Source organism: Bremerella sp. JC817 (genome assembly GCF_040718835.1).
GTDB lineage: Bacteria > Planctomycetota > Planctomycetia > Pirellulales > Pirellulaceae > Bremerella.
This window is the reverse complement of the sequence record NZ_JBFEFG010000280.1, coordinates 609,023-627,913: the sequence shown is the minus strand read 5'-3', so window position 1 is coordinate 627,913 and position 18,891 is coordinate 609,023. Positions and strand designations below refer to the sequence as shown.

Genomic DNA, 18,891 nt, shown 5'->3' with positions numbered 1-18,891 from the left:
ACAGCGTTTGGAGAAATGATTCTGTGAGAAAGATTATCTACTTCGTCACGGCCAGCCTGGATGGATACATCGCTCGGCCCGATGGGGCGATCGATTGGCTAACCCAGGCCGAAGGAAACGAGGACTTTGGTTTCTCGGAGTTCCTCAATTCGATCGACACCGTCATCCAAGGTCGGACCACCTACGAACAGGTCCTCACCTTCGGCCCCTACCCTTATGCCGAGAAGCAAAACTACGTCTTCTCTCGTAAGCTGCTGCAATGTCAGCATGCCGAGATTGTCCGTCAGCCGGTGTCCGACTTCGTTCGCTGGATCCAAAAGCAGCCTGGCAAAGATATCTGGCTGGTGGGTGGCGGTCAGCTAGCAGCGTCGTTCCTGCATGCCGGAGTGATTGACGAACTGAAGGTTTTCATCCAGCCGATCGTCCTGGGACAAGGCTTGCCGCTCGTCTCGTACGTGGGACGCGATACCCGTCTGAAGCTGACGAACTCACGCACTTTCCAGCAAGGTTTGGTCCAGATCGACTACGACATCTTGCACTAGTTCCCTGCCCGTTACCCGCCTTCCGCCTGAACGACCCGCCGAAACGCTATATCTTCTCAGCCATGGACTGAGGAGATGAAAGCCGCAGTTCTTTTGCGTCAACGCAGTTTGTCTGCTCTGCCGAAAATTCCCACAGTGTGGATTGTTTCGATATTCGCGATGGCACTGCTTGCAACGTCTGCTGGCAGCACTGGGGGCGACGATGGTGGACTGGAAAACGAATCGTGGAAATTGGTGGATCGCCCTTGGCCTGACCGGCATCGTGGGTTGTACCAGCGGGCCTGGTTCGTGGAACCAAGCCTATCACGAACCAGCCGCTCCGCCGGAAGTCTCGGCCGCGGCCAAGCTGCCCGCCGAGGTCGCCAAAGTCGCTCCTGAAGCGGAACTGGTTTCGCACGAACAACGCCACAGCGTCATCGAATCGACGACGCTGATTCCGACCGCGATCTTGCCGCCGCAGAACGAACTGATTGAAGGACCGGTCTTTAACATTGCTCAGGCCCCAACGCCACCTCGCGTGCCGACCACCGTCGGACCAGGCGTCACCCTGCAGTACATGCAAGACCTGGCCTTGGCCAACAATCCCACCATTCGTCAAAGCTCGGCGTCGGCGCTTGCAGCATCCGACTATCAATACCAGGTCGGTCTGTCGGCGAACCCGATCGTCGGATACCAGGCCAGCCAGTTGGCCGACGCCAATACCGATCAGCATGTGGTCTCGGTCGAACGCGAGTTCGTCACGGCCCACAAGCTTGGCCTCAACCAGAATGTGCTGGGACATGCGGCCGAAGCTCAACGCTGGGATGTCGAGTCGCAGCGTTACCGGGTGATGACCGACGTTCGCCTGGCGTTCGTCGATGCCCTGGTCGCTCAGCGCCGAATCGATGTGATCGACGACTTCCAGACCGTGGTTGCCAAAGGTGCCGAGCTAGCCAAGAAACGTTTCGAGGCCCGCGAAGCTTCGCAGTCTGATCAGCTTCAAGCCGAGATCCAACTCAACGAAGTCGAAGTGCTCCGTCAGCAAGCCGACATTTCGTGGGAAGCTGCCTGGCAAGAGATGGCCGCAACGGCTGGTGTACCTGACATGGACCGAGCCCGCCTTGATGGCGAGCTGAGCCCTGATTCCGCCAACATGAATTGGGACGACATCTACTCGACGCTATTGGGTAGCAGTCCCGAACTGCATGCCAGCTACAGCCGCGTGAACCAGGCCCGAGCCAACATGTCTCGCCAAGAGGTTCAGGCCATTCCGAACGTTACCGCGCAGCTTCAAGCAGGTCACGACAATGGCACCGGCAGCGGGATGATCAACCTTTCCGTGGGTGCCCCGATCCCGGTCTTCAACGATAACAGTGGCAACATCTCGGCGGCCTATCGCGAGTACTGCCGTGCGACGCACGATGTGAAGCGGATCGAGATGTCGCTGAAGGCTCGCCTGGCGGGCGTGTCGAAGGAATACGATTCGGCCCTGGTCGCCGTCAAACGGTACGAACAACAAATTCTGCCGAAGGCGAAGCAAACGCTCGACCTCGCCGAACAGGCTTATACTGCCGGTGAGTTCTCATTCATCCAGGTGTTGATCGTGCGACGGACGTACTTCGATACCAACCTCAACTACATCACGGCCCTGGGCGATCTGGCCAAAGCTCATGCCCAGATCGATGGTCTTCTGCTGACCGGCGGCTTGGATCAGCCAACCGACTTCCAAGGTGGCGATGCCCTGCGAGGCCAGACATTTGGCCAGCAATAAGCCAATCGGCTAGCACCTGGCGGCTGGCCGAATACCGATAGCCTGCAAACCATTACCCTGGGAAAGGTCGCCTTTCCCGGGGTTTTTTCGTGCCTTAATCCACCTTAAGGGAGGGGCACACCACTTTCTTTTAACGGTTTCGTTAGTAGAAAGCGGAACTCTTTTGCGTTTTCGTGGTTGAATGGATTAGGGACAATGGCAACGTGTCCCTGGCTTTTCGACTATCGCGTTGTCTGCAGAGGAGATTTCATGAACTCGTCTCGATTCGGTTCCGGCCGACGTGCTTTCCTGGGTTTGATGGGCTCGGCGTTCTTTACGACGCCAGGGCTGTTCGCCGAAGAGTTGCTCAAGCCAACTCCGGCTCTGACAGAAGGTCCCTTCTATCCCAACAAGATGCCGCTCGATCAAGACAACGACTTGATCATCATCAAAGACAGCACGACGCCAGCCGTCGGACAGATCACACACCTGACCGGTCGCATCCTGACCGAGAGCGGTTCGCCGATGAAGGACGCGACGATCGAAATCTGGCAGTGCGATGCCAACGCTGTCTATTTGCACACGGCGGACAGCAACAAAAAACAAGATCAAATCGACCGCAACTTTCAAGGCTTTGGTCGGTTTACCACTGGGAGCACCGGAGAGTATCGCTTCCGCACGATCAAGCCGGTCCCCTACCCAGGCCGGCCGGCGCCTCACATTCATATCAAGGTGAAGCAAGGGGATCGCGAGTTATTGACGACGCAGTTGATGATTCGAGGTTTTGCCGGCAACGATCGTGACGGCGTGTTCTCTCATGTGCGAGATCCGAAACTGCGTGAGCGGTTGGTCACCGATTTCAATCCAGTACCCGATTCCAAGATGAACGAGCTTGCCGCTTCGTTCGACATTGTGCTCGGGGCGACTCCGGACGAACGAGATATGCGTCGCCCAGGTCCTCCTCCGGGAGGCGGTCGCGGACCAGGTGGTCGTCCTCCGGGACCAGGGCCTCGTCGCTCGTAATCGTGCAGTTGAAACAATCACGAGTGTGGCAGCACACTCACCCATAAATCTCCCCATGAATGCTTAAGAGTAAAAGAACTATGAAGAAGATTTGGAAACACTCCTTAGTTGTGCTTTCGCTGACCATGGTCGGCGCAGCGTTCTCCACCGCCGACGCTCAAGGGCGTGAAGGTGGTGGTCCCCGTGGTCCTCGCGAAGGACAACGTGGCGGCGGCGAACGTCAGTTCAACCCAGAAGTGATGATCGAACGGATCATGGGCTTGGACAAAGATGGCGACGGTAAGGTCACCAAAGAAGAAGCAGGCGAAAGCCGCGCTGCCGGCATGATCGAACGTGCCGACGCCGATAAAGATGGTGCCGTTACCAAGGAAGAACTGACCAAGATGTTCGAGCGTGGTCCTGGCGATCGCCAAGGTCCTCCACGCGGCGAAGGGGATCGTCCCCAGATGCGTCGTGGCGAAGGGGACCGTCCTGGTCCACAGCGTGACGGCGAACGTGGTCCCCGCGGACCTCGCGATGGGGATCGTCCGGAAGGCGACCGACCTGAAGGTGCTCGCGGTCCTCGCGAAGGCGGCCGTCCCGGTCCCGGTGGTCCGGGCCGCGGTGGTTTCGATGGTGCTTCCATGGGCCCTGGCATGCTGCCTGGTTTCGTGATGGACCGCCTCGACCTGAGCGACGAACAGAAACGCGAACTGCGTGCTCTACAGGAAGAGATGCAGAAGAAGTTCCAGTCGATCCTGACCGAAGAACAACGCGACAAGCTGAAGGACATGGCCCGCAACCGTCCTGACTTCCAGGGTCCACGTGGCGAAGGCGATCGACCTGAAGGTGCTCGCGGTCCTCGTGACGGTGACCGACCCGAAGGTCGCCCACAGTTCCGTGGTCCACGCGACGGCGACCGTCCAGAATTCCGCGGCCCTCGTGATGGCGAACGTGGCCCACGCGGTCCTCGCGATGGCGACCGCCGCGAACGCGACGACGAAGAAAAGGACGATGCCTAGTTTGTCCCTGGCGAATCGATGAGCTTTGCCTGAATACGCGATTCGCCCAAGTCTGTTCCGGAAGACCGGCTGCCTGAACTTCAGGTAGCCGGTTTTTTCATGCGCTGATGATAGCTTCCCCAAGGAATGGGGGAGGCTACGGTAAATCCCTATTTGCTTGGCCCTGCAAGTGCTTTACTATAGGGAACTTCAGTAGATGGACCTACGCGAAAGAAGTGCTTGTGAACTCGGAATTTACAACGATTCGTTCCCTGATTGTTCTCGTCTTTTTGGTGGGACTGCCAGCCGTCGCGATCATGCCGGAAGGTGTTCAGGGAGCTTTGAAGGGAATCTGGCCTGAGAAGGAACCAGCTCCGGAATCGTCTTCTTTGCCGATGATCAACCCAACGACCGAGCTGGGTGGCTTTCCGATGGTCCCGACGACTCACGCCCCGGAACCTGCTTTACCACCGGCGACCCCGGTCGGGCAGATGTCGAGTTTCGATCGGCCTCCGATGTCGCGCGAGCCTGAGTTCAAGCCAGCCAGTTACGAAGTTGCTTCGGAAGTCGTTGGCCAACGCCAAGAGCGGCTCGCGTTCCCCTCTCCTGCCAGCGAGATGTCTTCCGACCTTCCGCTCCCGAGCGACCGTTTGACTCCCCCTGCAGGAGACGACTTTGGCCTGGTCTCGCGCGGTACGCAAGACCTGCAAACCGAACTCGATCGCCTGGGTGCGACGTATTACCGTCTGGAATCGTGGGGCAACTCGCCTCGCGTCTATCGTTTCCACTGCACCGTCGCCATTAACATTGGCCAGTCGGAATACTCGCAGCGGTTTGAAGCCACCGGCGAAAGCCCGATGGCGGCCATGCGTCAGGTGCATACCGAGGTCGAAGAGTGGCATAAGCGTTTCTCGGCTTTGAGCCACTCTGACACGATCCACGAGATGCCGCAGTAAGCTGGCGGCACCGTTGGGTTACTTCGGATTCAACGGAATATCGAAGTGATGCTCGGAGGCACTCTCCGGCACTTCGATATGATCGGTGAAGACTGGAAACAGCATGTTTCCCTTCGGATGAAAGTCGTTCTTCAAGGATGGCTGGCCATCGAAGCCTTCGACCCGAACGTCTTGGGCTCCAGGGACCACTCCCTTCGCACGACCGCTATTGGTGTCGTAATGCCCGTCGACGATGTCGGCGTAACCGCCTGGTCCGCTGTTGCCTGCTTCGGTATCCGGAGAGAAGAAGATCTTGCCCGCCGGCAACGGTTTCCCGTCGTACATCACATCGCCAGAGATCCGATAACGCTGGGGACCATCGTCACGCGAACTGCAGCCAATGGTGGCGAGCATGGCCAGCGTCGCCGCCACGATTGGCCGCAGATTCTCCTGCCTGGGCATGATCGAGTAAAACCAATTGCTCACGGCGAGATACCTCCCAATGGACCACCATCGGCCCGGCGTCCCAGCGAGCGATACGTTGCCAGGTCCATGTTTTCGCTCATGAAGCGAACCGAAGCATCACCCAGCGTGAAGAGGCATCCGCCAGGATGGCGACTTCCGAAGGTCGAGGTCATCTCGGCCAGTTGATGGACGTTCGAGAGGGGCTCGGCACTGTTGATCGGGTTGGCGGCCGCGGTCATCGTGATCGGTGTGGCATAGACCGAGTTCACCAGCTGCCCCGAGGCCCAACTGGTCTCGCGGGTCGCAATCGACGGATGCGAACCAAGCAGGAAGTGATACATCGACTCACCAACCATGAAGGTGTTCGTCGTGCCATCAACCACGTCGCGGAAGCCGATCTTCGCGTTGTTATAGAACATCCCGTTGGTGAAGAAGTACCGCGTGGGACTGCTGGTCCCGGCACAAGCGACATGCAGCTCGGCATCGACCGTACCTGGGTTACCGCCCCCTTGGCAGGCCATGTAATTGAGTGTCGGTGCATCGCCGCCAGAGTTCGGATCGGACGGGCACTTATACATCTCCAAGGGCTCGAACTGGAACGCCTTGTTCGGCGAGCTGCAACTCGAGCTGAACGGCGAGAAGATTCGCTTGAAGTCGAACTGATCGTGCAGCGAGCTTTGTTCGGCGAACGGCAAAATCAGGACGGTCCAGGGAGCTCCGGTTTGGGTGCATTCGCTGGAGTTGCCTCCCAGCGGCGTTGTTCCGTTCACGCACGTTTGATGGCCACTGATGGCCCCCGGCGGAAAGCGACCATGGGTATCGTGATAGTTGTGCAGGGCGATCCCGATCTGCTTCATCTTGTTCGAGCAACTCATTCTTCGAGCCGCTTCGCGTGCTTGTTGAACCGCCGGCAATAGCAGTGCGATCAAGACACCGATGATGGCGATCACCACCAATAGTTCCACCAACGTAAATCCAGCGCATGACGACCGCCGACGAGCTTTTCGGGCCGCCAACCGTGACCAGACAGCAAGCATGGAAATCACTCCCTTTCACCACAGCCTTAAAGGGGATTTTGGCATGGGTAATCGAGCCGAGGAGCTGCCGAAGGCTGAGTGGAAGAAAAAAGAATAGAAAAAAGAAGGAAGTTTGATTAGATAGAAGTTTCGGCGTTCTCCCCGCGTAGGTCAACAGAAATTCGCCGAAAAGGGGGTGAATTGGAGAAATCGAACCCACTACGGCTGAACTAGTGGTGACTGATCTTCAATACAACGGAAAGAGCGTATCTGGGGCGAGCAGATCGAGAGGGCTCGCCTTATCGCGATTGCTTGCCAGCCTCCGGCTGTCGGTCGGCAATCTGTGGGATTGGCTTTGGCAGATAGCTTCCAGGCGGAATCACTGCGATGCCGATCTGCAGCGGCTGCGAATCAGGTGCTTTGGTGTGTTCGATTTCGATCGGTGCCTGAACGATGGCCACCGGGAACCGCTCCAGCCAGTCGGCGATCTGTTCGCGAGGCGTATCGTCGTCCCAGAGGATCACTCCGCCCTGTTCGACGAACAGGTCTTCATCGATCCAGGGAGCGAACTTTGGATCGCATTCGGGATAGACCGTAATCGGATGATCGGAGTACACCGACGCATTACCGGCCGGCCACCAGGCACCCGCGATCGTCGGGATTTCTTCTTCCGAGAATTGGTGCCAGCGGCCTTCGACCTCCGCGGCAATCTTCTGACCAGGGTAGTCGACCCGCAGGTACTTGCCGCGCAGGACGGTTCCAAACTCGTTCCGCACGCCCAGAGCCAACGCCAATACAAGGCTGAAACTGGCACAAGCGACCGTCAAGCGGCCACACATGACAGGATCTTCGCGGCGGCGTTCAAAGCACATGACCAAGAGGGCTGGCAGGAAAATCCAGATCGGAGCCCCAAGCATGCTGCGAATCATCCCGCCCGTCATTGCCGAAGCGGTGACAGCGATCAGCAGCGGACCCAATACAACCGCGGCCAGGTAATCACGTGCGAGACGATCTTCGGGACTCAGGTCGGTTCGCCATCGCCAGAAAACGCCCAGTATGGCCATCGAACCGATCAAGATTCCTGTGATCGCACCAAGTTGTTCTCCCAGGAACTTGGCCGGCATCACCAGGTGATTCCAGTCACTTGGCTTGGCCTGGGTGCGATCTTTGATGTATTTCAGCGTGATGAAGTCGTTCTCGACCATCCACCACAAGTGCGGAGCGAACAGAACCAAGGCGATGCCGATCAGCACGTACGGACCTGGCGTCTTCCACAGTCGACGGACCTGGGGATGAACGGCCGCGAAGACCAACAAGCTGAAAACCAGCATGCCATGGTCGTACTTCGACAACATGCCCAGGGCGACAAACAAACCAGCCGCACCCCAATAAACGAGCTTTCCGCGGGTGATCGCCCAATACAGAAAGACCACCGTCAACGCGGTCATGGCCCGGCGGACCATGTTGTTGTTCAACTCGAACGTCGTGAAGTTGTAGAAGGCACATGCTTCCAGCAAGGCGACCGAAGCCAACGCGACCCACGGTTTGTTGCGGTCGCGAACGATCTCCCAGACCGCCCAGAAACAAGCCAGGATACAGCACTGAGCCACGATATACGTTGCCCACGCCGGGTCGCTGAAAAGCTGACTGGTGCTGGCGGCAATCCACGCCGGAAGTGGCGGATGTTTGTAATAGCCCCACTGCCACTGCTGACCCCAATAGATCATCTCGATCGTATCGAGCGGGCCGTTGGTAGCGGTCAGAATCGGAACCAGCGACCACACGGCAACATGCGAAAGCGCGAACAGCCAGAACCATCGCGTCCAGTTCGACGACGAAACGTCTGCGTCCATATTGGCTTCACATCCTTGTGAGAATACCGTGCTATCGAAGAAGTGGCGGCAGAATAGCAGTTCGCAGGTAGGATCGGAAGATCGATCAGGCAGTGCCGCCCTGGAAGCCCCGGTTTTGCTCGACAAACCACCCGCGCAAGGTCGCTAGCGGAGGCAAACCAGCACCCCCCTAGGAAGTCTTCTTCAGCCGCTCTGCTAGCATCGTGATCGCTTCGTTCATCTCGCCCTGCATCAGCTTGGCACCGGTGGCCAACAGCATCGAGGCGATCATTACCGGAATGGTGAGCATTAAGAAGGTCAGACCGTAAAGAACAGTCCGCAACAGTTCCGGGGGCAGCTTGATATTCGGAACGTTGGGATTGGCGGCTTCCGCGGCGATCTTTTCTTCCGCCAACGCCGAGATCCGCTCGATCAGCGGAACCGGCGTCTCGGAATAAACGACCTCGAAGGCGACGTTCGCCACGTATAGGCCCAAGGCGACTCCCATCAGCAGCAAGAGCGTGCCGACCATCAGTTTGAAGATCGAGGCGGCACTCATCTGACTGCCGCCGCGTAAGGCCTGGTGTTGGAAGTCGTCGTGCATCGGGGTTTCCGATTAGTTCTCGGCTTGGACGAACTGGCTGCCGCCCGACTTGCGGTTGTCTAGATTCAACAAGACATTGGCACCTCGGGGAATGATACTGACGGCAGCTTTCGATTCCAACAGTTTACCGACTTCCATGACCTCAAGCACCGATTCCAGGATTTCGGGATCATCTTTGCCGATTTCGTTCAGCACCTTGCCCACGATGTCGGGACGTTTGGCACCTGCTTCGGCCATCTTCTGCGAAACCTCTTTGGCTGTTTCGCTTTTGATCAGACCGACGCGGTTCTCACCATCCTGCTTCATGGCACTGGTGACCTGGATCAAACGCTTGACCACCTTGTCGGTGATGTTGTGCACCATTTGATGGTCGGTGAAGAACACCTTACGAATGTAAACCGAACCAAGTCGATAGCCCCACTTTTCGCTCAACGGCGAAACGGTCGCACGCACCGTGCGGCTGAGGCTATGTCGGTCTTCGAGCATCTTGTCCATTTCCAGATTGCTGAGCGTGCTGATCGCACTCGAGGCGACGTTGGCCTGCAGCGAGCCTTCTGGATTGGTATTGATAAACAGGTAAGCGACCGGGTCGTTGACTTCCATTTCGTACCACAGGCCAACACCCATCGGCGTCCCTTCTTCCGAGTTGACCATTTGGCCGCGAAGGTAATGTTGCCGCAAGGCGGTACTGACAATGTGTCGCTTGCCGAAGAACGGAACCAGCAGTGCGCCGAGTCCAAACTTCGAGATCGGGAAATGGAGGCCCGGCTCGTCGATCGTGCCGATCACCTTACCGAACAATGTGTATACGTGCGCTTCGCACTCGTTCACGATGACATACAGTCCGAACATCGTGGCGATGGTCAGCAGAATCGGGATGGCGATCAGGCCGCAGAAAACACCAGCGAAAAACAACATGGGAATATCTCGTCGAAAGTCGTTGTATGGTTGGAATACCGAGGAACACAATCAGGACTTGGCCAGATCGCGTTACTTCTCTTCGCGGGTTTGAACGACGCTCACAGCACGCGACAACAGCGGCACCCGCAAGTCGCGGATATAGGCTCGCACGGCTTGCGATCCACCTTCCTGCTTAATCTGCATGAGCGTTCGGGCCAGTTCCCGTAGCGGGGCGACTTCGGCTTGAGCATTGTTCGAGGCGATCTCGACGGCACGCTTGCTCATGGTGATTTGTTGTTCGGCATCGGCCTGGGCGGTACTGATGTCGGCAGCGACCTGGTTTCGGGTGCTGTTAATGGCCGACAAGGCCCGGTCGACTTCCGGTGGAGGATCGATGCTGGTGATCAGCGCCGCGTCGAGTTCGACGCCATAGCGACCTGGGGCGCAGCGGCACTGCTCTTCCATGAACGAATTCAACAGAGGCAGGTTCTTACGGAGGTCGTTGATCGAGACCCCTTCTGAAAGATCGACGCTCGAAGGAACATCGTCTTCGTCACCGGTCGGCTTGGCCAGCAAGCTCGCCCCCTTCGGGTCGCTGAACGTGGCGATCCGTTCGCGAAGCACGCTGACGAAGTAACCCATGATGTGTTCCAGCGGACTTTCGACACCAAACAGGAAGGCATACAGATTGTCTTCGCAGACGCGGTAACGAATCTGACCATTCACGCCGGTCGTCAGGTTGTCTTTCGTGACCGCTTCGATGGTGTCCTGATTCTTGGTCGGGTCCCATACCAGGTCGACGCTGTTCGTGGCGACGGTCACTTTGTGGACCTTCTGCCAAGGCATCTTGAAGTAAGGACCGCCAGGACCGACCACGCGTACCTTGGGATAGGTATAGCGCTTCTTTTCTTCTTCGGTCAGATTGGGGTCGTTCAGCGGTTCGACGAAGTCGTTGCTCAGCCGCTCGGCACGACCAAAGGTGGTCACGACCGCTCTTTGATCCGGAGCAATCACATAGAAGCCGGTAAAGATGCAGCGAAAGAACGCATAGGTCATGAGCCCAAACGCGAGCCCAATTAAAAACAACGTGAAAGTCATACAGAACATCCCCCAATAATTATCTGGTCCAGGAACCAATCCCCCGAAACTGTAGCATCGTCCTGGCGAAGCGCATCGATCGTATCGAACGACAGTCGGGTTGCAACGACTGTCCCCTCTGTAGGGTCCGTCAGGGCGACATCGCCCTCGAAATCAAGATGCTTTTCAGCCGTTGCGCGATGGTTAGTTCGCCATCGCCTGAGAATTCTTGGCAAGAAACCACCTGGAAAGTGGCATTATTTAGAGGTCTTTGCCGCGGGAGGTGTTCTTTCAAACCACCTCGATTGCAGGGTCACTCGACTGTCGTACTCGATAAAGCCTGCGTCTTGCAGCCCGTCCATCGTGACCGCGACCCCCCAATCCGGAAGCACACCCAGTTCACAAAGTTGGGGGGCGCTTTTCAAATGCTGCAAACCGTCATCCGTGATGCGGGTCTGACAGATATCGAGTCGCTTGAGCGAAGGATGCCCTGCCAGGTGCACCATGTCGTCGTCTTCGATGAAGCTTCCGGGAATTTCCAAGGTTTCAACAGAAGGCATCCGCGCGACGACTTCCATGGACGCACCACCGATGCGAGCCAGCGGCAGTTTGATATGCGTCAGATGCCGCAGCGATTCCAGTTCCGCAAAGCCTTCGTCATCGAACCGAGACTGGACTTCCCACTGGATGTCCAGCGAACGAAGTTCCTTCAACTGGGCAATCACGACCATCTGCTTGTTGCCGATGGGAATGGTTCGCAACGTCAGCGACTTCAGTTGCTGCAAGGTTTGAAGCTCGCGAAAAATCGCCTCGACAGACGCGGGATCGTTGCGATGCGTCCAGATCTCTAATTCCCGCAGGCTGGGAAGCGATCGCAACGAGGCGATCTTCGCTGGGTGTAAGTCTTTGTACGAAAGGGAAACAGTTTCCAGCGATCTCGACGCCATCAACCGCTGCCAGTTTTCGTCGGAGATAGGACAATCGGAGATCGTCAATTGGCGAAGCTTCGGTAGTGCGACAAGAACTTCGACTTCCGAACGACCCAGCGGAACCTTCACGAGATCTAGCGTCTGTAGGTCAGGCAATTGCTCGAGCAGATGAATCGCTTCGACGGCTCGCTCTTCTTCACCAGTGCGTGCGCTCACTTCCACGGAATGGAGGGTCGCAAATAGATTCTCCCCAAACAGACCCCGAAGCCAACTCGGACCGGGTGGATCCTCCAGAAGCAACTCGCGCGTCCGGACAAACTGGTACTCGTAAAAGGCCCTGCCCCCCAGATTCGCAATCGATTCCGCCACCGCTTCCTGTTGCAGCATCCGGACGTAGTAGCGGCCGATCCCGCCCAGCAAAACGCACGCGACGGTCATTCCAATCAGCATCGTCCGCAATCGAAAGCTCAACCATCGATGGCCCGATCGGGTTGGGCTGGAAGCGGTGTCTGGCGTCGGATCATCCATCATCACGTGAGGCCGGAAGGTCTTCAGCTTTTCGCGTATACAGAGACCCATGTTTCGGATCAGGAAAGAAGCCATGTTCGGTGGCATCTTCGTGCGGAATGCTCGTTCCGTCGAACACCAGGGTTGTCAGTTCTGGAAAAGTCGCAAGGGTTGGCATCGAACGGCCGTCTACGGCGGGGTTGAATATCTCGAAGGTCGTCAGGTGCTTCAGCGAAGCCAGTGATTTCAGTCCTGCTTCGCTGAACGGTTCCTTGGGACCTGGCGAAATTGCCAGGGAGCGGAGTGATTGCATTTGACCAATCGTTCGCAGCCCTTCATCGCTCAGTTGGGTTCCTTTGACTGTCAAGTCTTCCAGCTTAGGCAGTGTTGCCAGACTTTCGAGTGACGACGAGGTCATGTTGGGAACTAACACAAAGCCTAGCCGGCTCAGGTGGGGCGCACCCGCCAATGTTTTGATCGAAGCATCGGTGGCTTCTGAGTTCCAGATACTGACGTGTTCCAAATTCGGAAACTTCGCCAACAGTTCGATATTTGCATCCGTTGCCGTGCGACCTTCGATTTCAAGCGAACGAATGGAGGGGGACCTGGCAATCGAGGCCATTTGTGCTGGCGTGACGAGCGTATTCCTCAAAACCAATCGCTTTAGATTTGGGATCTTTCCGAGAGCTTTCGCCGAATCATCCGTCAGTACATTCGACCCAAGCTGAAGCGTCTCCAACTGCGGCAGCGAAGGAAGCAGCAACAAGACCTCGTCGTCGACCAGCCCCAAGACTCCGATATTGTTCAGATGAGCAGGCTTCCCTTCCCCTTCCGACTGAAATTTGATCCAGCCATGACTCTGATTGAACTCGGCAATGACAATTCGTACGACGCGAGCTTGATAAAGTGGTTTGCCGAGAAAGACAATGCCGATGCAAATCACGGCGATCGCAACCAGCAGGGTGGCGAGGCGAAAGTTGAACCAGCGTAGTTTGGTTGGTTGATTTTCCATCTCACTTCGCTTTCAGAAACTCGCTTGAACTGCTCGACGAACGACCACGGCGTTGCCGATACGCCGGCGACCCACCGCGACGTCCTCGCTGATGACGACGACTTCCAGGTTGGGCAGTATCGCCAAGTGGTTCAGTCCGGCCTCGGTGACCTGGGTACCGCTGATGTTCAACTGATTCAGATTCCTTAGATCTTTGAGTTGAGCCATCCCGGCGTCGGTCAGGTGCGTGTGTCTTAAGCTCAGTGATTCAAGCTGACTGAGCGATCCGATGACCGGCATCGTACGATCGGTGATTGCCGTGCCAGAAAGATCGAGATGCCGTAGCTCGGTCAGCCGGGCCAGTTGCGTGCAGCCCGCGTCGTGAAATGAATGATCCCCCTTCAGCGGATGAATCGTGAGCCGCCGCAGATTCTTCCAGCGGCTGATCGTTTGCAGCGACTGATCGGTGAGCAAGGTCGAGTCGGCGCTGAAGGCCTTCATGTTGGAAAGCTCTGCCAGCGAAGCGAGCCCTTCGTCGGAGATTGCCGTCGAATGATCCAACGCCAAGCGTTCCAACTGGGGCATCTCGGCCAGTACGGCCAGGCCTTCATTCGAGATCGCCGCGATGTTCAGGCGAATGTGCTTGACGTTTGGCATCGAGGCTACGTAGCGCAGATTGTTGTCGGTGGCCGCGGTCGCCGAGAGCGTCACTTGTTCGATCGAACGTGATTTGCCGAGCAGCGCGAATTGATGCGGGGTGAGCTCCGTATGATGAAGCGTCACAAAACGAAGTCGCGGACTCTTGGCTAGTGCCTCGACCGATTCGTCCGTGAGACGGCAGAGATCGAAACGAACGTCCCGCAAGTCATTCAACTGCGGAAGAAGTTTCGTCTGCTCGTCCACTTCTGCCCTGGGAACACGAAACGATACCTGAAAGACGCGGGCATAAAGCAGATCGCCAAACCACTTCCGCATCAGGCGGTTGCCAGGCGGCTGAGGTGGCGAAGACAAAGCGGCCTGCGGACCAGCCTTCAATTCGTAGTCGTACTTGATGGTGGTATTGCCGAGCTTCGTCAACTGATCGACGACCCGCTGTTCGGTTCGGTGCCGAACGACATCTCGCCCGACCCAGCTGAACAGCAAACAGATGACCGTCACCACACCCAGAGCGCCGCGAATGCTGAAACGGAGCCAGCCGCGTCGATTCGATCCTGGCGTATCGGATTCGGTCGTCATTGCAATTCGAGGTTCTAAGTGGGCTAAAGAGGGGCGATGCCGTCCGAATGGGGATCGTGGGGATGCTCCAACGATGGCATAACGATGATCGTACTGATTATCAGGCGAGAAAGCGAAGATTTTGCATCGGTCTGCTGTCGGTTGTTGTGGTATGAGCTAGGTTTTCACGGAATCTATGCAAGTCCAAGCAACACGAATACTTCTGACCTGAAGGGACCCAGCCTGATGCCACCAGCCGCCCGAATTGCCGACATGCATACCTGTCCGCTTTCGACCGGTCCGGTGCCGCATGTGGGTGGCCCGATCATGCTTGGCTGTCCGACCGTGTTGATCGGTGGCATGCCGGCGGCACGCGTTGGCGACATGGTCGTCTGTTGCGGTCCGCCCGACACGATCGCCATGGGCTCGACCTCGGTGCTAATCGGCGGCATGCCGGCCGCTAGGATGGGCGACATGTGTGCCCATGGAGGATCGATCACGCTTGGATTTCCTTTGGTCAACATCGGAGGGTAGTCGCTCGATTGCCCTTGCCTATTGGTCATTTACTTCGCTGGCAGCACGCTCTTTTCGTTCGGAAGAAAGTCACGACTCCATGTTCGATTTACAAAACCAGATGTTGGAATCTCTGGCGATGCTTTATCGTTTCCTGGAACAGCCATTGGACGGGCTTCGTGAATCGGTCCGGACGAGTTGCTTGAAGGAAGTGCACGAACTGCAATATCGAACCCAGCACCACATGCTGGAGTCGGACCCGCATCATCGACAGCACTTGCTGCTGCGTCAGATGCTCGATCGGGATGCCTTTCCCTTGCCGGTTGCCGTTGCTGCCGAACGTTATTTGCATCTCTACGAAAACGAAACGTTGCCTGAAGTGGCGCTCCCGGTGATGGATTCGCATTTCACGGTCAGTGGTATTCCCTTGATCCAGGTCCAAAACATTCCCTGGGAATCTTGGAGCTACGAAGGGAGTACCAGCGGAAGGTTCCTGACGTGGGCTCACCTGGTGAGTAATGCCGACTTGGCCCGATATGGACTCGCCCAGCGAATTGCCGATACCGGAATGCAGCCTTGCTATGAGGACGACACCACCTCGCTGCAATACAAGTTGTTTTCGAAGTGGAACCTGGCCGATACCATTCCACAGTATTGCGCCGAGCTAGAGCTTTCTACCGGCGTGTTCATTGCCCTGCATCCCAACGCTGTGGCGACCGACCTGCTGATTCACATGCAGTTCATGTTCACCTCGTGGATCGAAGCGAAGCCGAATCGCCGCGAGTTCAACCTCAGCGACGCCGTACTGAACTACTGCCGCGAAGTCCCCGCCGACTTCTTCGCTGAACTCATGCCCCCTCTCGCCCAGATCGTGGTGATCGACTTCGACAACAACACCCTATTCCAATTCGGCAGCGACCCCACCGATGTCGCCAGGATGCTACGGAACTCGCAACCGGCTGTCACGACGACGTCGGCTTGATAAAGACCGGCTCTCCTTCGTGGTCGAAGATTCGGTAGGCGATTAGTTTCAGGCGGTCGACGATCAGGAACTCGGCGAGGGCGTAGAGCCAGACCAGACCGGCTAGTTTCCAGCCGATGGGGGCCATGAAGATGCCAAGGCCAGCGATCAGCGTTGCGGCGACTTGGGTGCCGAGGGTTGCCAATAGCAGCGCTTTCGCCGGAGCGATCGACCAGAACGGTCCGCGGGTGCGTGTATTGAAGATCGTGAAGTGCCCTGCCACGGAAAGCTTCAGATAGATCAGCGACTGGATGATGTCGCGATCGAGCTTATAGACTTCCTGGGCCAGGTAAAACAAACCAAACGACGCCACCACGCCGGCCAGTCCCAGCACGGTGGCGATGCCAAGCACCAGACGCATGTTCCATTTCTCAGGCTCTTGCTGAAGCCGGACGTTATCGTAAGCGATCGTCAGGATCGCTCCGTCGTTGAGTAGTGCCAACAACACGATCATCACGGCGGTGACCGGATAGAAGTTGAAGACCAGGATCGAAAGCGTCATGAAGATCAGCACGCGACAGGTCTCAGAGATGCGGTAGATCGCGTAACTGTTCATCCGCTGGAAGATCTTTCGAGCTTCGCAGATCGCATCGATCACGACCGATAAGCCTGGCGAAAGCAGCACGATGTCGGCAGCGGCTCGGGCCGCATCGGTCGCGCCGGAAACCGCGATGCCGCAGTCTGCCTTCTTCAAGGCGGGAGCGTCATTCACTCCATCGCCGGTCATCCCGACGATGTGCCCATGCTGCTGTAGCACGTCGACAATGTGATACTTGTGTTCCGGATAGACCTGAGCGAAGCCGTCGGCCTCTTCGATCATCTGATCGATGCGAGCCGAATCGTGATAGCTGACGTCCTCGAAGATCTTAGCGTCGATCAAATGCGTCCCGATGTTAAGCTGCCCGGCGATCTCTCGGCCGATTGCCAACTGATCTCCCGTCACCATCTTGACCTTGCAGCCCAACTTCTTCGCTTCGGTGATCGTTGCTGCCGAGTCATCGCGTGGTGGATCGAACAAAGGTAGAACGCCCAGTACCTTCCAGTTGCCGGCGGCATCGGTCTGGGCAACACCCAACGCACGGAAGCCTCGCGACGCAAAGGCATCGATCGCGCTTTCGTATTGCGAGCGAATCACGTCGGCGTTGGTTGCCAGGGCCAGTATGACTTGCGGCGCTCCTTTGGTGACTTTCATGGTCGTTCCGTCGGTCAGGCGAACTTCAGCCTCGGTTCGCTTATGAACCGGATCGAACGGTTGAAAGTGGACCACTTCGCCTAGACTGGCGGTGGCCTGTTCCCCTGACCCTTCGAGCACCGCTTTGTCGATTGCATCTTCATCTTCGGCGCGCGAAGCCAGCGCGGCGGCCTTCAAGATCTGGTCGATCGTCACTCCATTCAATAAGAACGGGTCGCCCAGCTTCAGGATGTTTTTGGTCAGGGTTCCGGTTTTGTCGGAGCAAAGCACGTCCATGCCAGCGAGCTCTTCGATCGCGGCGAGTCGACTCACGATCGCTTGTCCGCGTGCCAGTAGCCGGGCACCGACCGCCATCGTGACCGACAAAACGGTTGGCATGGCGACCGGGATCGCCGCCACCGTCAGCACCAAGGCGAATTGCAATGTTTCACCCAAGGCATCGCCGCGGAAGAGTGCCGCCAGGAAGATCACCACCACCAAGGCAACCGCGACCACAATCAGAAAGTCGCCGATCTTCAAGATCGCTTTCTGAAAATGGCTGGTCGTGTGCGCCGTTTGCACGAGGCTTGCGGTCCGACCAAAGAAGGTGTTGGAACCGGTGCCATAGACCAGGGCATCGATCTCTCCCTGACGAATGATTGACCCGGAATAGACCGACTCGCCTGCCTTCTTGCTGACCGGGAGCGACTCGCCGGTGAGGGCCGATTGATCGACGTCGATCGGATCGCCTGACAACAAACGGGCATCGGCAGGAGTGATGTCACCCAGGCGGATTCGGATGACATCGCCCGGAACCAGTTCGCGTGCGGGGACCTGGCTCCACTGGCCATCGCGACGAGCGCGAGCCATCAGGGCCAGTTTCGATTTGAGAGCGGCGATCGCGTTGCCCGCTTGAAATTCTTCCCAAAAGCCAACGACCGCGTTGACCAGCAGAAGTGTCAGAATGATCGCGAAGTCGGCCCAGTGCTGCACCACGGCCGAGAGGATCGCGGCGATCTCGATCATCCAGGGAATCGGTCCCCAGAAGTAAGAAAGGAACTTGAGGACGACGTTGGTTTCGCCCTCGTGGCTCAGTTCGTTGAAGCCATCTTTGGCGAGTCGTGCCTGGGCCTCGGCTGTGCTAAGACCCGCTTCGTCGCACGAGAGTCGTTCCTTGAGTTCATCCAGCGAGAGCTTCTCGAGCGGCGTTCCCGAAGCAGATGCATCGGTGGCCGCAGCCTTGGTGTTCATCGCGTTGTCCTGCTCGCAGTGGCGGTTGGAAATCGCTGACAGTGCACGCATCCTTCTTCAAGGATGACGTATCCCGCCACCAATGCAAGAATCCATTTTGGGTTACGGGAAGCTCCCTCTTTTGATCTACATGTATCGGCTCGGTAAACTGCTATCCACTATCGCCAGACATCGGCAGAGATGCGTGCCT

17 protein-coding genes are annotated in these 18,891 nt (G+C 57.2%); 7 read left to right on the top strand and 10 right to left on the bottom strand.

Features of this window, described 5'->3' with window-relative positions; translation table 11 throughout:
- The first annotated feature begins 23 nt into the window (after positions 1–23).
- From AB1L30_RS20920 to AB1L30_RS20900, 5 genes are all read left to right on the top strand, one after another.
- Positions 24–542, top strand: coding sequence for a dihydrofolate reductase family protein (locus tag AB1L30_RS20920; protein ID WP_367015656.1), 519 nt, complete (start codon positions 24–26; stop codon positions 540–542).
- A gap of 169 nt (positions 543–711) precedes the next feature.
- Positions 712–2,292 (top strand): TolC family protein, encoded by a 1,581-nt coding sequence (locus AB1L30_RS20915; protein WP_367015655.1) that lies wholly within the window; start codon positions 712–714, stop codon positions 2,290–2,292.
- A 249-nt stretch (positions 2,293–2,541) separates the two neighbouring features.
- Complete coding sequence (locus AB1L30_RS20910) at positions 2,542–3,294, top strand: protocatechuate 3,4-dioxygenase (RefSeq protein WP_367015653.1); 753 nt, start codon at positions 2,542–2,544, stop codon at positions 3,292–3,294.
- A gap of 80 nt (positions 3,295–3,374) precedes the next feature.
- A complete protein-coding gene (locus tag AB1L30_RS20905) occupies positions 3,375–4,295 on the top strand; it encodes an EF-hand domain-containing protein (RefSeq protein WP_367015651.1) in 921 nt (306 codons plus the stop codon).
- 221 nt (positions 4,296–4,516) lie between these two features.
- Entirely contained in the window at positions 4,517–5,230 is a 714-nt protein-coding gene (locus tag AB1L30_RS20900) for a hypothetical protein (protein ID WP_367015649.1), read from the top strand.
- Between the two features lie 18 nt (positions 5,231–5,248).
- Here AB1L30_RS20900 and AB1L30_RS20895 read toward each other — a convergent pair whose 3' ends face one another.
- The 9 genes from AB1L30_RS20895 to AB1L30_RS20855 all read right to left on the bottom strand — a co-directional run bounded on the left by AB1L30_RS20895 (position 5,249) and on the right by AB1L30_RS20855 (position 14,766).
- Positions 5,249–5,695, bottom strand: a complete 447-nt coding sequence (locus AB1L30_RS20895) for a hypothetical protein (RefSeq protein ID WP_367015647.1) — start codon at positions 5,693–5,695, stop codon at positions 5,249–5,251.
- On the bottom strand, positions 5,692–6,711 hold the full coding sequence (locus AB1L30_RS20890; protein ID WP_367015646.1) for a DUF1559 domain-containing protein: 1,020 nt from the start codon (positions 6,709–6,711) through the stop codon (positions 5,692–5,694). Before AB1L30_RS20890 ends, AB1L30_RS20895 begins: the two co-directional genes overlap by 4 nt.
- 278 nt (positions 6,712–6,989) lie before the next feature.
- Complete coding sequence (locus tag AB1L30_RS20885; protein WP_367015644.1) at positions 6,990–8,543, bottom strand: glycosyltransferase family 39 protein; 1,554 nt, start codon at positions 8,541–8,543, stop codon at positions 6,990–6,992.
- 169 nt (positions 8,544–8,712) lie between these two features.
- Positions 8,713–9,126, bottom strand: coding sequence for a hypothetical protein (locus tag AB1L30_RS20880; RefSeq protein WP_367015642.1), 414 nt, complete (start codon positions 9,124–9,126; stop codon positions 8,713–8,715).
- Between the two features lie 12 nt (positions 9,127–9,138).
- On the bottom strand, positions 9,139–10,044 hold the full coding sequence (locus tag AB1L30_RS20875; RefSeq protein WP_367015641.1) for an SPFH domain-containing protein: 906 nt from the start codon (positions 10,042–10,044) through the stop codon (positions 9,139–9,141).
- A gap of 72 nt (positions 10,045–10,116) precedes the next feature.
- A complete protein-coding gene (locus AB1L30_RS20870) occupies positions 10,117–11,124 on the bottom strand; it encodes an SPFH domain-containing protein (protein ID WP_367015639.1) in 1,008 nt (335 codons plus the stop codon).
- 236 nt (positions 11,125–11,360) lie between these two features.
- On the bottom strand, positions 11,361–12,635 hold the full coding sequence (locus AB1L30_RS20865) for a hypothetical protein (protein ID WP_367015637.1): 1,275 nt from the start codon (positions 12,633–12,635) through the stop codon (positions 11,361–11,363).
- Positions 12,553–13,551, bottom strand: coding sequence for a hypothetical protein (locus AB1L30_RS20860; RefSeq protein ID WP_367015635.1), 999 nt, complete (start codon positions 13,549–13,551; stop codon positions 12,553–12,555). The genes AB1L30_RS20865 and AB1L30_RS20860 overlap by 83 nt, the downstream gene beginning before the upstream one ends.
- Before the next feature lie 12 nt (positions 13,552–13,563).
- Positions 13,564–14,766 (bottom strand): hypothetical protein, encoded by a 1,203-nt coding sequence (locus AB1L30_RS20855; protein WP_367015633.1) that lies wholly within the window; start codon positions 14,764–14,766, stop codon positions 13,564–13,566.
- A 225-nt stretch (positions 14,767–14,991) separates the two neighbouring features.
- Here AB1L30_RS20855 and AB1L30_RS20850 point away from each other — a divergent pair, with 225 nt between their 5' ends.
- Both AB1L30_RS20850 and AB1L30_RS20845 read left to right on the top strand, forming a co-directional pair.
- Complete coding sequence (locus AB1L30_RS20850) at positions 14,992–15,279, top strand: PAAR domain-containing protein (protein ID WP_345089268.1); 288 nt, start codon at positions 14,992–14,994, stop codon at positions 15,277–15,279.
- 79 nt (positions 15,280–15,358) lie between these two features.
- A complete protein-coding gene (locus AB1L30_RS20845; RefSeq protein WP_367015630.1) occupies positions 15,359–16,240 on the top strand; it encodes a hypothetical protein in 882 nt (293 codons plus the stop codon).
- Here the strand turns inward: AB1L30_RS20845 and AB1L30_RS20840 are convergent.
- The gene (locus AB1L30_RS20840) at positions 16,221–18,752 is read right to left on the bottom strand and encodes a plasma-membrane proton-efflux P-type ATPase (RefSeq protein WP_367015629.1); all 2,532 of its coding nucleotides are present in this window, start codon (positions 18,750–18,752) and stop codon (positions 16,221–16,223) included. The genes AB1L30_RS20845 and AB1L30_RS20840 overlap by 20 nt on opposite strands.
- Positions 18,753–18,891 lie beyond the last annotated feature (139 nt).

Bases quoted from the DNA above. Each gene is read 5' to 3' on its own strand.
- AB1L30_RS20840 (WP_367015629.1), bottom strand. From the start codon at position 18,752: ATGCGTGCACTGTCAGCGATTTCCAACCGCCACTGCGAGCAGGACAAC.
- AB1L30_RS20875 (WP_367015641.1), bottom strand. From the start codon at position 10,044: ATGTTGTTTTTCGCTGGTGTTTTCTGCGGCCTGATCGCCATCCCGATT.
- AB1L30_RS20910 (WP_367015653.1), top strand. From the start codon at position 2,542: ATGAACTCGTCTCGATTCGGTTCCGGCCGACGTGCTTTCCTGGGTTTG.
- AB1L30_RS20855 (WP_367015633.1), bottom strand. From the start codon at position 14,766: ATGACGACCGAATCCGATACGCCAGGATCGAATCGACGCGGCTGGCTC.
- AB1L30_RS20865 (WP_367015637.1), bottom strand. From the start codon at position 12,635: ATGGCTTCTTTCCTGATCCGAAACATGGGTCTCTGTATACGCGAAAAG.
- AB1L30_RS20850 (WP_345089268.1), top strand. From the start codon at position 14,992: ATGCCACCAGCCGCCCGAATTGCCGACATGCATACCTGTCCGCTTTCG.
- AB1L30_RS20905 (WP_367015651.1), top strand. From the start codon at position 3,375: ATGAAGAAGATTTGGAAACACTCCTTAGTTGTGCTTTCGCTGACCATG.
- AB1L30_RS20870 (WP_367015639.1), bottom strand. From the start codon at position 11,124: ATGACTTTCACGTTGTTTTTAATTGGGCTCGCGTTTGGGCTCATGACC.
- AB1L30_RS20860 (WP_367015635.1), bottom strand. From the start codon at position 13,551: ATGGAAAATCAACCAACCAAACTACGCTGGTTCAACTTTCGCCTCGCC.
- AB1L30_RS20890 (WP_367015646.1), bottom strand. From the start codon at position 6,711: ATGCTTGCTGTCTGGTCACGGTTGGCGGCCCGAAAAGCTCGTCGGCGG.
- AB1L30_RS20845 (WP_367015630.1), top strand. From the start codon at position 15,359: ATGTTCGATTTACAAAACCAGATGTTGGAATCTCTGGCGATGCTTTAT.
- AB1L30_RS20880 (WP_367015642.1), bottom strand. From the start codon at position 9,126: ATGCACGACGACTTCCAACACCAGGCCTTACGCGGCGGCAGTCAGATG.
- AB1L30_RS20885 (WP_367015644.1), bottom strand. From the start codon at position 8,543: ATGGACGCAGACGTTTCGTCGTCGAACTGGACGCGATGGTTCTGGCTG.